Here is a 13,588-nt window from a genome sequence, read left to right as displayed (position 1 = left end):
ATCTGGGCCAACAGCGCCTGGCTGCTGGAGACGGGCGCCGAAACGCTGGATGAGGCGCGCAGCCGGACCCTCAGCTTCGACCGGGGCGCCGACGCCGTGGTGGCCGAGGCCTTGCGCCTGAATGCGCGTCAGGAAGGCTTCCGCTGGACCACGGCGGGCGGGCGGCGCCGGGCGTGGAAAATCCTGGCCGAGCCGCTGGCGGGCGGGCGCGGCGCCGTCATCGCCTTCGCCATCGAAATGACCGAGGCCGAGGAGACGCGCGACACCCTGCGTCGTCACGTCGAGGCCCATGATGAGACGCTGAACCATCTGGCCGACGCCGTTGCCATCTTCGGCCCGTCCAAGCGGCTGGCCTTCCACAACACCGCCTTCCAGTCGCTGTTCGGGGTCGATCCGGCCTGGCTGGACGAGCGGCCGACCCACGCCGAACTGCTGGATCGACTGCGTCAGAAGCGCCTGCTGCCCGAGGTCGTCGATTACGCCGCCTGGAAGGCCGAGGAGTTGGACTTCTACGGCGCCGCCCAGGCCTCGCCGGACGACAGCTGGTCCCTGCCGGACGGGCGGACGCTACGGGTGGTGCGCCAGCCGCACCCGTTGGGCGGCATCCTGCTGATCTTCTCGGACATCACCGGCGAGTTGCAACTGCGCAGCCGCTACAACGCCCAGATTCAGGTCCAGCGCGCGACGCTGGACAAGTTGAACGACGCCGTGGCCGTGTTTGGCTCGGACGGACGACTACGGCTGCACAACGAAGCCTTCGAGAGCTTCTGGGGCGTCACCGGAGAGCGGTTGATGGAGGCGGGCGACTTCGACGCCGTGGCCGCCCTGTGCCGCCCGGTCCTGCCCGACGCCGCCCTGTGGTTGGGGCTGAAGGCGCGGGTGGCCGACCCCGATCCGGAAAGTCGCGTGGCCATCTCGGGCGAAGGGCGCACCGAGGACGGCCGCATCGCCGCCTGGCAGACCCGCCCCCTGCCCGACGGCGCCACCCTGGTCGCCTTCTTCGACGTGACGGCCCGGCGCGAGCTGGAACAGGCCCTGGCCGCCAAGGAGGCCGCCCTGGCCGAGAGCCAGGCCCTGAAGCGCGAGTTCGTCGGCAGCGTCTCCTATGAGCTGCGCACGCCGCTGACGACCATCGTCGGCTATTCCGAACTGCTGGAGGCCATGGGCGACCTGCCCGAGCGCAGTCGCCAGCACGCGGGCGCCATCCGCGTGGCGGCCAGCCATCTGGCGCGCTCCATCGACGACGTGCTGGACATGGCCCAGATCGATGCGGGCGAGATGGAGCTGACCCTGGGCGACGTGCGGGTCTGCGACCTGCTGGACGAGGCGGCGGAAAAGATCCACGCCAAGGTCGAGGGCCGGGGCGCCACGCTGAACCTGGCCTGCCCGACGGGCCTGAAGCCGATCCGCGCCGACGCCCGTCGCATCGCTCAGGCGGTCGATCATCTGCTGGAGAACGCCTGCCGTGCGGTGTCCGAAGGCGGCGCGGTCAGCCTGACCGCCGAGGCCGGGCCGGGCGAGGTCCGCATCCGCGTCGAGGACACCGGCCGGGGCATCCCCTACCATCTTCAGGCCCACGTCTTCGATCGCTTCGTGCGGCGTGAGCGCGGCGGGCCGGGCGTGGCCCTGGCCCTGGTCAAGGCCCTGGTCGAACTGCACGGCGGCTGGGCCGAGGTTCAGTCGGAACCGGGCAAGGGCGCGGCCTTCATCCTGCACCTGCCGGTCGAGGCGACGGCGCCGACCGCTGCGCCGGAACTGCTGCTGGGCTGATCTTGGCCGTCCAGTCGTGCTAGAGGGCGTGTCCAAGCCTTCCAGGACGTCCTCATGGCCGACACGACCCGCCCCCTGCTCAAGACCGCCGTCATCTATGATTTCGACGGCACCCTGGCGCGAGGAAACATGCAGGAGGTCAGCTTCATCCCCTCGATCGGGATGACGCCGGCCCAGTTCTGGAACGAGACCGTCCGTCCACGGACTATCGCCTCGGACGGCGACGGCATCCTGATGTATATGCAGATGATGCTGCTGGCCGCGCGCGAACAGGGCGCGCCGGTGACGCGCCAGACGCTGCGCGATCACGGCCGCGACGTGGCCCTGTTCGAGGGCCTGCGCGACCGCTCCTGGTTCGACCGGATGAACGCCTTCGGCGCCCAGTTCGGGCTGGAGATCGAACACTACATCATCTCGGCGGGCCTGACCGAGATGATCGAGGGCTGCCCCATCGCCGAGGCCTTCACTCACGTCTTCGCCTCGAAATACGCCTATGACGAGGACGATGTGGCCGTCTGGCCGGCCGTGGGCGTCAACTACACGACCAAGACCCAGTATCTGTTCCGCATCAACAAGGGGGTGCACAACCACTGGGAGGATGAGCGCATCAATCGCTTCATCCCCGACGAGGAGCGCCCCATCCCGTTTGATCGGATGATCTTCCTGGGCGACGGCGACACCGACGTGCCGACTATGAAGATGATGCACACCAAGGGCGGCTTCTCCATCGCCGTCTACGACCCCGACAGCACCCCGCGCGATCATGACAAGATCCACCGTCTGATCTCGGAGGACCGGGTCAACTTCGTCGCGGCGGGCGACTACCGCGAGGGCTCGCCCGTCGATTTGATCGTCAAGGGCCTGATCGGCCGTATCGCCGTCAACTACGGCCGGATGCCGGCGGACTGACTTTCATCCTTCTCCCTCAAGGTGAGAAGGGGCGACGCTGACGGTCCAGCGTTATGGTGATGTCCGCGCGAACCCCGCCCGCCAACATGTGACGGGTGATCCGCTCGAAGTGCTGGATGAAGACGGCCAGTTCGGCGCGCTTGGCGGGCGGCAGATCGGCGGGCGGCAGGTCCATCAGCCCCGCCTCTTGTTCGCAGCGCCAGTCCAGCACGGCGTCGAAGGACGGTGCTTTCAAAAACAGCACCGCGTCGAAGCGGGCGAAGGCTTCAGCATAAGGGCCAGCCAGGGCGGCGTTGACGGCGCGCCGCCATGTCCCCTGCCCGTCCGGTTCCGCCTCCAGGGCGTTGATCGGGGCAGAGAGGTCAGCCTCGGCCTGCGGCGTCGCGCCCAGGCACCAGCCGTCGACCAGCACCGCCGACGGGCGGCCCGCGAACATGGGCCATTGCGTCTCGGGGCGGCGGTCGTCGGCCAGCTTGTCGAAGGCGGGAAGTGCTGTGCGGCTATTAGGACCGGCGGCGCGCAGGGCCTCCACTGTCTGCTCCAGCAGTTTCAGGTCATGCGTACCGGGCGGGCCGCGAACGCAGAACAGGGGATGGACCGCCTGACCCTTCTGCGTCCGCTCGGCCTTGGTCAGATAGACGTCGTCCAGCGACAGATGCGCGGCCCCCAACCGTTCGGTGGCGACACGGGCCAGGGTGGTCTTGCCGGAGCCTTGCGCGCCGGCGATCCCTATCAGCGGAATGTGGTCCGGCCGGGCGTGGCGCGCGGCCAGAGACCCGACCGCGTCCAGCAGCCGGGCGTCGATCATCTCAGTGCTGGCTTTCCGGCAGACGCACGATCAGGCCGTCCAGGTCGTCGGTGACGCGGATCTGGCAGGACAGGCGGCTGTTCGGTTCGACGTTCTCGGCGAAGTCCAGCATGGATTCCTCCATGGCTGAGGGGCGGCCGGTCTCGGCGGCGAAGGTCTCGTCGACATAGACATGGCAGGTGGCGCAGGCGCAGGCGCCGCCGCAATCGGCGTCGATGCCCGGCACATTGTTGCGGATCGCGCCCTCCATCACGGACAGGCCCTTTTTGACCTCGACCGTGTGCTCGGTTCCGTCGTGTTCAATGTAGGTGATCTTGGGCATGGAAGCGGTCTTAACTCTGGATGCAGGGTTGGCAAGCCTTGCTACGCGCCGGCCAAGGAAAACCCCCGGAACCAGGCGGCGCCGGGGGCTTTTCTTTTCGTTCGGACCGGCTGGATCAGGCGGCCGTCTTCTTGCGCGACGGCGAAACCATCAGCTTCTTGGTCTCGGCGATCGCCTTGGCCGGGTTCAGCCCCTTGGGGCAGACCTGGGCGCAGTTCATGATCGTGTGGCAGCGATACAGCTTGAACGGGTCTTCCAGGTCGTCGAGGCGCTTCTGGGTCGCGTCGTCTCGGCTGTCCGAGATCCAGCGGTAGGACTGCAGCAGGGCCGCCGGGCCGAGGTATTCTTCCTGGTTCCACCAGTAGCTCGGGCACGAGGTCGAGCAGCAGGCGCACAGGATGCACTCGTACAGGCCGTCCAGCTTCTCGCGGTCTTCCGGCGACTGCAGGCGTTCCTTCTCCGGGTCGGGCGTGTCCGACTGGAGGTAGGGTTGGATGGAGTCGTACTGGGCGTAGAACAGCGACAGGTCCGTCACCAGATCCTTGACTACCGGCTGGTGCGGCAGGGGGGCGATGGTGATGTTGTGCGACGAGCACTCGTCCCAGCCCTTGGTGCAGGCCAGGGTGTTGCGGCCGTCGATGTTCATCGAGCACGAGCCGCAGATGCCTTCACGGCACGAGCGACGGAACGACAGGGTCGGGTCGATCTCGTTCTTGATGTGGATCAGGGCGTCCAGAAGCATGGGGCCGTGATCGTCGGTCGAGACCTCGTACGAGTCCCAGCGCGGATCGGCGTCCGTTTCCGGGTCGTAGCGATAGACCTTGTAGGTCTTGACGTTCTTGGCGCCGGCCGGGGCCTTGTGGACCTTGCCAGTCGTGGGCTTGGAGCCGCGCGGGAGGTTGAGCTGAACCATCTGCGATCCCCCTTAGTAAACCCGAGCCTTGGGCTCGATGTACGAGACCTCGTCGGTCATCGTGTATTTGTGCACCGGACGGTAGTCGATCTGGACGCCTTCGCCCGGACGCTTCCACGCCAGGGTGTGCTTCATCCAGTTGACGTCGTCGCGGTCCGGATAGTCCTCGCGGGCGTGGGCGCCGCGCGATTCCGTGCGGTTGGCCGCGCCTTCGATGGTGACGACGGCCTGGGCGATCAGGTTGTCGTACTCCAGCGTCTCCACCAGGTCCGTGTTCCAGATCAGGCCGCGATCCGTGGTCTTGATGTCCGAACCGGCGGCGTCGATCGAGCGCAGCTTCTGGACGCCTTCGTCCAGGGTCTTGCCGGTGCGGAAGACGGCGGCGTCGGCCTGCATGGCGCGCTGCATCTCAAGACGCAGGTGCGCCGTGGGGGTCGAGCCCGAGGCGTTGCGGAAGCGGTCGAGGCGCGCCAGGTGGGCGTCGGTCTGGGCCTTGGAAGCCGAGGGCACGGCCGAGTTCTTGTCCACGACCTCGCCGCAGCGCAGGCCGACGGCGCGGCCGAACACCACCAGGTCGGTCAGCGAGTTGGAGCCCAGACGGTTGGCGCCGTGCACCGAGACGCAGGCCGCCTCGCCCACGGCCATCAGGCCCGGAACCACGCTGTCGGGGTTGCCGTCGCGCAGCGTCAGCACCTCGCCGTGATAGTTCGTCGGGATGCCGCCCATGTTGTAGTGGACGGTCGGCAGGACCGGGATCGGCTCCTTGGTCACGTCGACGCCGGCGAAGATCTTGGCCGACTCCGAAATGCCCGGCAGGCGCGCATGCAGGATCTTGGGATCCAGGTGATCCAGGTGCAGGAAGATGTGGTCCTTGTTCGGACCCACGCCGCGGCCTTCGCGGATTTCGATGGTCATGGAGCGGCTGACCATGTCGCGCGGGGCCAGATCCTTCACGGTCGGCGCATAGCGTTCCATGAAGCGCTCGCCTTCGGAGTTGGTCAGATAGCCGCCTTCACCGCGGGCGCCCTCGGTGATCAGGCAGCCGGCGCCGTAGATGCCGGTCGGGTGGAACTGCACGAACTCCATGTCCTGCAGCGGCAGGCCGGCGCGCAGCACCATAGCGTTGCCGTCGCCGGTGCAGGTGTGGGCCGAGGTGGCCGAGAAATAGGCGCGGCCGTAACCGCCGGTCGCCAGCACCACCATCTTGGCGCGGAACTGGTGAAGTTGGCCGGTGTCGAGCTGAAGCGCGGTGACGCCGGTGCAGGTGCCGTCCTGCATGATCAGGTCCAGCGCGAAGTACTCGATGAAGAACTTCACCTCGCGACGGACCGACTGGCCGTACAGGGTGTGCAGGATGGCGTGGCCGGTGCGGTCGGCGGCGGCGCAGGTGCGCTGCACCGGGCCTTCGCCGAAGTTGCGGGTCATGCCGCCGAAGGCGCGCTGGTAGATCTTGCCTTCGTCGGTGCGGCTGAAGGGCACGCCCCAGTGTTCCAGCTCATAGACGGCCTGGGGCGCGTTGCGCACCAGGTATTCGATGGCGTCCTGGTCGCCCAGCCAGTCCGACCCCTTGACGGTGTCGTACATGTGCCACTGCCAGCTGTCCTCGCCCATGTTGCCCAGCGAGGCCGAGATGCCGCCTTGAGCAGCAACCGTGTGCGAGCGGGTCGGGAAAACCTTGGTGACGCAGGCGACCTTCAGGCCCTGTTGGGCGGCGCCGAGGGCGGCGCGCAGGCCGGAACCACCAGCGCCGACGACGACGACGTCGTATTCGTGATCGATAAGCTCGTATGCAGCCATGGCGGGATCAGACTCCGGCCGGCAGCGGGGCCGAGCCCAGCGCCAGACGCACGATGAAGAAGACGCTGGCGGCGGCCAGCACGAGGAAGATCAGGTTGGAGACCATGATCAGGGCCGGGCGGGGGGAGCCGGGGACGTAGTCCTCGAGGATCACCTTCCAGGCCAGGCTGGCGAACAGGAAGAAGACCACCGCCGTCACGGCCAGCAGGCCGGCGTTCAGCGTGCTGCCGAACCAGGCGATGACCGCGCCGTAGTCGGCGCCGGCCAGGGTGAAGCCGGTCGACAGAGCCCACAGGCCCAGCGGCATCAGGGCCAGCAGAGCCAGCTTTTCGAGCTTCCACTCCCCGGCGCCGTGGCGCTCGGAGATTTTCACATTGTTCTTGAACTTGGGCGCGGCGCTCACAGCGAAACCTTTCCGGTAGCGAACAGCACGACCCAGAACAGGACGGCCAGGACGATCGGACCCCAGACGGCGATCTGGGCCATCAGGTTGGCGGACTTGAGGTCCAGCCCCTTGCCCGCGTCGTTGATCAGGTGGCGCGCGCCGTTCAGCAGGAAGGAGAACAGAACCCACGTCAGGCCGAACCAGATGAACAGGCCGAACGGCGAGCCCGAGAAGGCGGCGAGCGAGGCGAAGGCGTCCGGGCCGCAGGCGACGATCGCGACCCAGCCCAGCAGCAGGATCGCGCCCACGCTGGCCGCGCCGATGGTGACGCGGAACAGGATCGACGCGACCATGGTCATGTGCCAGCGCCAGATATCGGTGAAGGGCGACATCGGTGCGACGTGCCCGTTGGGGTGACGGACGTAGCGGCCCGTCCGGTCGCCAGTTTCGCCCGCAGCCGGGGGAGTGTTCGACATGCGAATGATTCTCAAAAAACCCGAGGAAATTCAGGGCCGGATTGCAGTGCAACAGGCTTTAGTGACGCAGACGGGTGGGTGTCAACGAAGGGGGGCGATTCCGAACGAAAGTCGGCCCTCAAGCCTCGGATCAGAAGGAAGCGACGTGCGTCAGAGCCGCATCGCGCGTTTCGGTTGTGCAAGGAACCGCCCCAGGGCGCCCCCAGACGGGGTCCGGCCACAGGGGGTCGTCGCGACGGCGACCGACGACATGGATGTGAAGCTGAGCCGTGACATTGCCCAGGGCGGCGACGTTCAGCTTGTCGACCGCCGCGCCGCGCAGGGCGCCCAGTTCGCGCACCAGGGCGCCGGCGCGAACGATCTCCTCGCTCAGAAGGGCGCGCTGCTCGGGCGTCAGGTCTTCCAGCTCGATCGCGCCGGGGACGCGCGGCAGCAGGATCAGCCAGGGAAAGCGGTCGTCGTCCTGAAACCGCACCTGGCACAGGGGCCAGTCGACGGCGAAGACGGAGGCGGCCTCGAAGGCGGGGTCGGCGGCGAAGCTCATGCGGCGTCCTGATCGGCGAGAAGGCGCAGGCGATAGGCGTTCATCGCCGTCTCGGCCAGGCGCTGGGTCAGCCGCCAGTTGACCACGGCGCCGATCGGCGCGCCGACCAGGGGCAGCAGCTGGGCCAGCTTGGCCACGTCGATGTAGTCGCGGTACTCCAGCTGGAACTTGCGCCAGTCGAAGGCCTTCAGGGTGTCGGGATCATGCGGCGCGTGTATGGCGGCCTCCAGCGCGGCCAGAGCTTCGGGCCGATGCCGGGCGCTGGAAAAGGCCATCTGGAAGATGCGCAGGATGATCACCCGCTCCTTTAGGTCGCGGCCGGAATAGCCGTACAGGGCGGCGATTTCGAACAGCATCTTGACCTTGATCGCCATCAGGGCCGGAAAGTCCGCCGCCGCCATCAGGAAGCCCCCGGCGCCCGCCACCCCGCCCTCGACGCTGGCGGTGGTGCGATACAGCTCAACGCGCGTGCGGACCCTCGCCTCGCGCTCCTGCAGGGCGCCTTCGGCCAAGGGGCGGGCGGTGGTCCACTCTGACCCGGCCAGCAGGCCGCGCGTCATCTGCTGGATGGCGCCGGTCACGATCTCGTGCACGCGCTCGGGAATGACGCGGTTGATGCGGTCCTGGGTCGCGCGGGTGGTCTTGTCCCACAGGCCGGGCCGTTTCAGCTGGCGGTCGCGCCAGGTCAGGGCCTCGGCCAGGGCGCGCGCCTCATAGGCGGCGTCCGTCATCGGGGGAGCGTCCGTGGGTTTCGCCATGGCCGCAGCCTCGCAGGCCCCGACGAAAGGCGCAACGCGGAACGCTTGCCGCGATCCGCCGACAGGTCTAGACCGCCGTTCCAGCGACTACCGTTTCGCACACGCAATATCGACTGGAGAGACCTGAATGGCTCGCGCGAAGATCGCCCTTATCGGCGCCGGAATGATCGGCGGAACCCTGGCCCACGTGGCCGCGCGCGAAGCGCTGGGCGACGTCATCCTGTTCGACATCGCCGAAGGCACCCCTCAGGGCAAGGCTCTGGACATCGCCGAAGCCTCGGCCGTCTTCGGTCAGGACGTGGCCCTGAAGGGCGCCAACGACTACGCCGACATCGCGGGCGCCGACGTCTGCATCGTCACCGCCGGCGTGCCGCGCAAGCCGGGCATGAGCCGCGACGACCTGATCGGCATCAACCTGAAAGTCATGAAGGCCGTCGGCGAGGGCATCAAGCAGCACGCCCCCAACGCCTTCGTCATCTGCATCACCAACCCGCTCGACGCCATGGTCTGGGCTCTGCAGAAGTTCTCGGGTCTGCCCAAGGAGAAGGTTATCGGCATGGCCGGCGTGCTGGACTCGGCCCGCTTCGCCTACTTCCTGGCTGAAAAGACCGGCGTCTCGGTGCAGGACATCCACGCCTGGACCCTGGGCGGTCACGGCGACGACATGGTGCCGATGGTGCGCCACTCGACGGTCGGCGGCCTGCCGCTGCCGGACGCCGTCGCCGCCGGCTTCCTGAGCCAGGCCGACCTGGACGCCATCGTCGAGCGCACCCGCAAGGGCGGCGGCGAGATCGTGGCCCTGCTGAAGACCGGCTCGGCCTTCTACGCCCCGGCCGAAAGCGCGATTGCGATGGCCAAGTCCTACCTGCTGGACCAGAAGCGCGTCCTGCCGTGCGCCGTGTGGCTGTCGGGCGAATACGGCCTGTCGGACCTCTATGTCGGCGTCCCGGCCCTGATCGGCGCGAATGGCGTTGAAAAGGTCATCGAGTTCACCACCAACGACGACGAAAAGGCGATGTTCGCCAAGTCGGTCGCCTCGGTCCAGGGCCTGATTCAGGCCTGTAAGGACATTGAGCCTTCCTTGGCTTAAGGGCGCTAACGCGAGCCGCGCGGCGGCTCGCTGCTTGAGCGCTTAGGCGTCTAAATTGGAAAGGGCCGTATCTTCGGATGCGGCCCTTTTTTCGTGCGGCATTCTGAACCCGCTCATTCAGGCGGAGGACAAGGGTTCACGCCGCCTCGGCTTCCTCGCGTTGCTCCAGCCAGGCCTCGCTCTGCATCTCGTTGAAGCGGGACACGGTCCGCTCGAACTCGAAGGCGCCGACGCCTTCGGTATAGAGCGCCTCGGGCGCGGCCTGCGCTAGGACGACCAGGCGGGTCTTGGCCTCATAGAGCGCATCCACCAGCGTCACCAGGCGGCGCGCCTCATGATGGTTCGCGGGGCTGAGCAGCGGCACGTCGGCCAGGAACAGGGTGTGGAAGCGCCGCGCGACGGCGAGATAGTCCTGCGGTCCCAGCGGGCGGCCGCACAGCTCGTTGAAGGTCGCGCGCGCCATGGCGCCGACCGTGCGCTCCAGCTTCACCTCGCGGCCCAGCACCGGCAGGGCGATGGGCTCTTCCGGCTCGCCGCCCTTGAGGTCTGACCACAAGGTCTCGAAGCCTTGCCGCGCCTCGGCGTCCAGCGGCGAGAACCAGACCTTGGCCCCCGCCATGCGGTCCAGGCGGAAGTCGCGGGCGCCCGCCGTCTCGACCACGTCGCAACGCTGACGGATGATGTCGATAAAGGGCAGGAAGAGCTGGCGATTGATGCCGTTCTTATAGAGGTCTTCGGGCGCGCGGTTCGAGGTGACGGCCAGCACCACCTTCTTCTCGAACAGGGCCTCAAACAGCCGGCCCAGGATCATGGCGTCGGCGATGTCCGTCACCTGCAACTCGTCGAAGCACAGCAGGCGCGCTTCAGAGGCGATCAGGGCGGCGATCGGCGGAATGGGGTCGTCGCCCTTGGCGGTGCCGAACACGTCCTTGCGGCTGCGCGGAGTGCCGTCGCGCCACTGCTTCACCAGGTCGTGGATGCGCGCCATGAAGGCGTGGAAGTGGGCGCGGACCTTCTTCTGCTCGGGCGTCGAGGAATAGAAGAGGTCCATCAGCATGGACTTGCCGCGTCCCGGCGGGCCCCAGATGTAGATGCCCTTGACCTCGGGCAGGGCGCCGAACAGCCCCTTCTTCGACAGGTCGGTCTCCAGCCGTTCAAGCGCGCCGATCAGGGCGGCCTGGGCCGGTTCGGGCGTGATCACGCCCTCTTCCACGCGGATGTCGTAAGCGTTGCGGATACGGGAGGTCATGGCCAGCAGATAGCCCTCGGATGGGGCCGGGGGAAGGCGGTCGCGGATTCGGGCGACGAATTGGAGGATTCTGGTTGCTTCGCGACTGCGAAAGACCCAAATGCAGAAGCGTTTCTCCCAAACGCCCCCGAACAAAGGATGATTTCATCATGGGCTATCGCGTCGCCGTCGTAGGCGCCACCGGCAATGTCGGTCGGGAAATCCTGACCATTCTCGAGGAAGAGAACTTCCCCGTTGAACAGATGCACGCGATCGCTTCCCGAAAATCCAAAGGCGTCGAGGTTTCCTTCGGCGACAAGACCATCAAATGCCAGGACATCGAGCAGTTCGACTTCTCGAGCGTCGACCTGGTGCTGATGAGCGCCGGCGGCGACGTCTCGCGCGCCTGGTCCGAGAAGATCGGCAAGGCTGGTCCCATCGTCATCGACAACTCCTCGGCCTTCCGTCAGGATCCGGACGTGCCGCTGATCGTGCCGGAAGTGAACCCGGACGACGCCAAGCTGGCGACCAAGAAGAACATCGTCGCCAACCCCAACTGCTCGACCGCCCAACTGGTGGTGGCGCTGAAGCCGCTGCATGACGCGGCCAAGATCAAGCGCGTCGTCGTCTCGACCTATCAGTCCGTCTCGGGCGCCGGGAAGGAAGGCATGGACGAGCTGTGGAACCAGACCAAGGCCATCTACGGCCTGGGCGACGCCACGCCGAAGAAATTCCCCAAGCAGATCGCCTTCAACGTCATCCCCTACATCGGTTCGTTCCGCGACGACGGCTACACCGATGAGGAAGCCAAGATGTGGGACGAGACGCACAAGATGCTCGACCCGTCGATCAAGCTGACCGTGACCTGCGTGCGCGTGCCGGTCTTCGTCGGCCACTCCGAAGCCGTGACGGTCGAGTTCGACCGCCCGATCGAACCGGATGAAGCGCGCGAAATCCTGCGCGAGGCGCCTGGGATCCTGGTCGTCGATAAGCAGGAACACGACGGCTACATCACCCCGGTCGATGCTGCGGGCGATCACGCTGTCTATGTGTCGCGCATCCGCAAGGATCCGACCGTCGAGCACGGCCTGTCGTTCTGGGTGGTGTCGGACAATCTGCGCAAGGGCGCGGCCCTGAACGCCGTGCAGATCGCCCAGCTGCTGGACGAGACCGGCGTCATCTCGCCCAAGAGCGGCTACCGCACTTTGACGGTCTAAGAGGCCCTAACGCCCCGCACGCGGTGCGGGGCTGCTTGAGGGCCGTTTGAGCACTCCATGATCCCGCCGCATCGCCGATGCGGCGGGGATCGAAAGGTTCCAGTGTGAGCGCCTCCCCTGCTCCCCCAGCGTCCGAAGCCCGCGCCGCCCTGGCGGCGGGGGTGCTCTGCTACCTGCTGTGGGGCTTCATTCCCCTGGTGTTCCAGCAGATGGCGCATCAGGGGGCCGACGCCTGGGAGATCATGGGCCACCGCGCCCTGTGGGGCCTGGTCTGGGCCCTGATCCTGGTCATGCTGTCGCGGCAGTGGACCCAGGTAATGGCCGTCTTCCGCCAGCCCAAGGTGCTGGGCTGGCTGGCCCTGTCGGCGGTGCTGATCGCCGCCAACTGGACCACCTACGTCATGGCGGTGAACAACGGCCGGACGCTGGACGCCTCGCTCGGCTATTACCTCAACCCGCTGCTGAACATGGCCGCCGGGGCGTGGTTGTTCCGTGAGCGGATCGACCGTTTCGGCGTCATCGCCATCGTCCTGGCAGCGGTGGGCGTGGTGCTGCAGGCGATCGCCTTGGGCCATATGCCCTGGGTGTCGCTGCTGCTGGCCTTCAGCTTCGCCGGCTACGGCATCATCCGCAAACGGGTCTCGGTCGACGCCCAGACCGGCCTGTTCATGGAATGCCTGCTGCTGGCCCTGCCCGGCCTGGCCTGGGTCGTCTTCATCGAAGCGACGGGCCAGGGCCATTTCACCGCCTCGCCCGCCGCGACGCTGTGGCTGCTGTTCGCGGGACCGGCGACGGTCATCCCGCTGGCTCTGTTCGCCTGGGCGGCGCGGCGGATGCCCTTGTCCAGCATGGGCTTTCTGCAATTCCTGGCGCCGACCATCGTCTTCTTCATCGGCGCCATGCAGGGCGAAGCCCTGGGGAGCCTGCGCATCGCCTCCTTCGCCTTCATCTGGGTCGGGGCCGCCGTCTTCGCCCTAGGCGCGGTGCTCAAGGTGCGTCGGGCGTCGGATACGGCCGAGACCATCGTGGCGCCCGAACCCGGCCTGCTGGACGACCCGGCCGAGGATCGCATGGACGCTCTGGGCGAGAATCCGCCGCCTGTGCGTTGAGGTCGGGCGCCGTCCCGTCCTAAAGAAGAAGGCGATGATGATCTGTTCCCGCTTCCTCGCCGCCGCCGCCGCATCCGTTCTGCTCGCCGGGGGGACTGCGGCCTGCGCCCAGGGCGTGGTCCAGACCGGCGGCGATGAAGTGATCCGCACCGCTCGCGTCGGCGTTAGCCGCGAGGCTGCACCGACCGCCGCGCCGGGCTCGCCCGTCGTCGTGGCCGCGCCGCCGACCACGGCCGAGACCTTTGACGCGGTCAGCGACGCC

At 67.3% G+C, this 13,588-nt stretch carries 14 protein-coding genes and 1 pseudogene; 6 read left to right on the top strand and 9 right to left on the bottom strand.

The window, feature by feature from the left end; genetic code table 11:
• Positions 1-1,770: ATP-binding protein (locus tag RT567_RS07550; protein ID WP_313575485.1), on the top strand; the 1,770-nt coding region annotated here is incomplete at its 5' end.
• Positions 1,771-1,824: 54 nt separating this feature from the next.
• Positions 1,825-2,679: an HAD family hydrolase gene (locus tag RT567_RS07545; RefSeq protein ID WP_003166504.1), complete on the top strand. Its 855-nt coding sequence runs from the start codon at positions 1,825-1,827 to the stop codon at positions 2,677-2,679.
• A gap of 16 nt (positions 2,680-2,695) precedes the next feature.
• Here RT567_RS07545 and RT567_RS07540 read toward each other — a convergent pair whose 3' ends face one another.
• The 8 genes from RT567_RS07540 to RT567_RS07505 form a co-directional block, all read right to left on the bottom strand.
• Entirely contained in the window at positions 2,696-3,487 is a 792-nt protein-coding gene (locus tag RT567_RS07540; RefSeq protein ID WP_313575483.1) for a kinase, read from the bottom strand.
• A 1-nt stretch (position 3,488) separates the two neighbouring features.
• Positions 3,489-3,809 (bottom strand): 2Fe-2S iron-sulfur cluster-binding protein, encoded by a 321-nt coding sequence (locus RT567_RS07535; RefSeq protein WP_313575481.1) that lies wholly within the window; start codon positions 3,807-3,809, stop codon positions 3,489-3,491.
• Positions 3,810-3,924: 115 nt separating this feature from the next.
• Positions 3,925-4,722 (bottom strand): succinate dehydrogenase iron-sulfur subunit, encoded by a 798-nt coding sequence (locus tag RT567_RS07530; RefSeq protein ID WP_125899535.1) that lies wholly within the window; start codon positions 4,720-4,722, stop codon positions 3,925-3,927.
• Positions 4,723-4,734: 12 nt separating this feature from the next.
• Entirely contained in the window at positions 4,735-6,519 is a 1,785-nt protein-coding gene (gene sdhA / locus RT567_RS07525) for a succinate dehydrogenase flavoprotein subunit (protein WP_313575479.1), read from the bottom strand.
• A 7-nt stretch (positions 6,520-6,526) separates the two neighbouring features.
• Positions 6,527-6,922 carry a succinate dehydrogenase gene (locus tag RT567_RS07520; protein ID WP_313575477.1) on the bottom strand — a complete coding sequence of 132 codons (396 nt, stop codon included), beginning with the start codon at positions 6,920-6,922 and terminating at the stop codon, positions 6,527-6,529.
• Positions 6,919-7,380: a succinate dehydrogenase, cytochrome b556 subunit gene (sdhC, locus tag RT567_RS07515; RefSeq protein WP_313575475.1), complete on the bottom strand. Its 462-nt coding sequence runs from the start codon at positions 7,378-7,380 to the stop codon at positions 6,919-6,921. Before sdhC ends, RT567_RS07520 begins: the two co-directional genes overlap by 4 nt.
• 130 nt (positions 7,381-7,510) lie before the next feature.
• Positions 7,511-7,924, bottom strand: a complete 414-nt coding sequence (locus RT567_RS07510) for an HIT domain-containing protein (protein ID WP_313575473.1) — start codon at positions 7,922-7,924, stop codon at positions 7,511-7,513.
• Entirely contained in the window at positions 7,921-8,682 is a 762-nt protein-coding gene (locus tag RT567_RS07505) for an EcsC family protein (protein WP_313575471.1), read from the bottom strand. Before RT567_RS07505 ends, RT567_RS07510 begins: the two co-directional genes overlap by 4 nt.
• 127 nt (positions 8,683-8,809) lie before the next feature.
• On the opposite strand from RT567_RS07505, the gene mdh reads away from it, so the two are divergent.
• Positions 8,810-9,772: a malate dehydrogenase gene (mdh, locus tag RT567_RS07500; protein WP_003166498.1), complete on the top strand. Its 963-nt coding sequence runs from the start codon at positions 8,810-8,812 to the stop codon at positions 9,770-9,772.
• A gap of 136 nt (positions 9,773-9,908) precedes the next feature.
• On the opposite strand, the gene zapE is transcribed toward mdh, so the two are convergent.
• The gene (gene zapE / locus RT567_RS07495; RefSeq protein ID WP_313575469.1) at positions 9,909-11,021 is read right to left on the bottom strand and encodes a cell division protein ZapE; all 1,113 of its coding nucleotides are present in this window, start codon (positions 11,019-11,021) and stop codon (positions 9,909-9,911) included.
• Positions 11,022-11,170: 149 nt separating this feature from the next.
• Here zapE and RT567_RS07490 point away from each other — a divergent pair, with 149 nt between their 5' ends.
• From RT567_RS07490 to RT567_RS07480, 3 genes and pseudogenes are all read left to right on the top strand, one after another.
• Positions 11,171-12,217 (top strand): aspartate-semialdehyde dehydrogenase, encoded by a 1,047-nt coding sequence (locus tag RT567_RS07490; RefSeq protein ID WP_313575467.1) that lies wholly within the window; start codon positions 11,171-11,173, stop codon positions 12,215-12,217.
• Between the two features lie 104 nt (positions 12,218-12,321).
• Positions 12,322-13,326: an EamA family transporter RarD gene (gene rarD / locus RT567_RS07485; protein ID WP_313575465.1), complete on the top strand. Its 1,005-nt coding sequence runs from the start codon at positions 12,322-12,324 to the stop codon at positions 13,324-13,326.
• Between the two features lie 34 nt (positions 13,327-13,360).
• Positions 13,361-13,588 (top strand): annotated as a pseudogene (locus RT567_RS07480) (hypothetical protein); the annotation flags it as partial.

It is taken from the genome of Brevundimonas sp. (assembly GCF_032107865.1).
Taxonomy (GTDB): Bacteria; Pseudomonadota; Alphaproteobacteria; order Caulobacterales; family Caulobacteraceae; genus Brevundimonas.
This window is presented reverse-complemented; position numbering and strand designations above follow the sequence as displayed.

Bases quoted from the DNA above. Each gene is read 5' to 3' on its own strand.
- sdhA (WP_313575479.1), bottom strand. From the start codon at position 6,519: ATGGCTGCATACGAGCTTATCGATCACGAATACGACGTCGTCGTCGTC.
- RT567_RS07510 (WP_313575473.1), bottom strand. From the start codon at position 7,924: ATGAGCTTCGCCGCCGACCCCGCCTTCGAGGCCGCCTCCGTCTTCGCC.
- RT567_RS07505 (WP_313575471.1), bottom strand. From the start codon at position 8,682: ATGGCGAAACCCACGGACGCTCCCCCGATGACGGACGCCGCCTATGAG.
- RT567_RS07540 (WP_313575483.1), bottom strand. From the start codon at position 3,487: ATGATCGACGCCCGGCTGCTGGACGCGGTCGGGTCTCTGGCCGCGCGC.
- mdh (WP_003166498.1), top strand. From the start codon at position 8,810: ATGGCTCGCGCGAAGATCGCCCTTATCGGCGCCGGAATGATCGGCGGA.
- zapE (WP_313575469.1), bottom strand. From the start codon at position 11,021: ATGACCTCCCGTATCCGCAACGCTTACGACATCCGCGTGGAAGAGGGC.
- RT567_RS07530 (WP_125899535.1), bottom strand. From the start codon at position 4,722: ATGGTTCAGCTCAACCTCCCGCGCGGCTCCAAGCCCACGACTGGCAAG.
- RT567_RS07545 (WP_003166504.1), top strand. From the start codon at position 1,825: ATGGCCGACACGACCCGCCCCCTGCTCAAGACCGCCGTCATCTATGAT.
- RT567_RS07490 (WP_313575467.1), top strand. From the start codon at position 11,171: ATGGGCTATCGCGTCGCCGTCGTAGGCGCCACCGGCAATGTCGGTCGG.
- RT567_RS07535 (WP_313575481.1), bottom strand. From the start codon at position 3,809: ATGCCCAAGATCACCTACATTGAACACGACGGAACCGAGCACACGGTC.
- sdhC (WP_313575475.1), bottom strand. From the start codon at position 7,380: ATGTCGAACACTCCCCCGGCTGCGGGCGAAACTGGCGACCGGACGGGC.